Annotated in this window: 1 pseudogene; it reads right to left on the reverse strand. The window is 40.9% G+C overall.

Features of this window, described 5'->3' with window-relative positions:
* A pseudogene (locus CWB78_RS18260) lies at window positions 1-274 on the reverse strand (acetate--CoA ligase family protein); the annotation flags it as partial.
* Between the last annotated feature and the right edge of the window lie 7 nt (window positions 275-281).

Consider the following 281-nt stretch of genomic DNA (forward strand, 5'->3'; position numbering starts at 1 on the left):
GACTTTGAGCTTTATAGCGGTCAAGTGTCATGGTAGCATCAAGCACTAAAAATTGCCCATTACTGGCAAATATAGGGTTAAGCTCCATGGAACTTATATCCGGCTGATCAAAAACTAACAGTGAAATAAGAGTTAGTAGCGCACATAAACGGTATTTATCGACTTTTTCGGGGAGTATTCGCTCTTTTAATACGCCTTTGTCGTGCGCTGCGGCAATTAAATATTTTGCCAAGTTCATATTTAATGGAGGCAAAGCAACGGCTGCTTGCGCGTATTAAAGC

It is taken from the genome of Pseudoalteromonas sp. S1612 (assembly GCF_005887175.1).
Classification (GTDB): domain Bacteria; phylum Pseudomonadota; class Gammaproteobacteria; order Enterobacterales; family Alteromonadaceae; genus Pseudoalteromonas; species Pseudoalteromonas undina.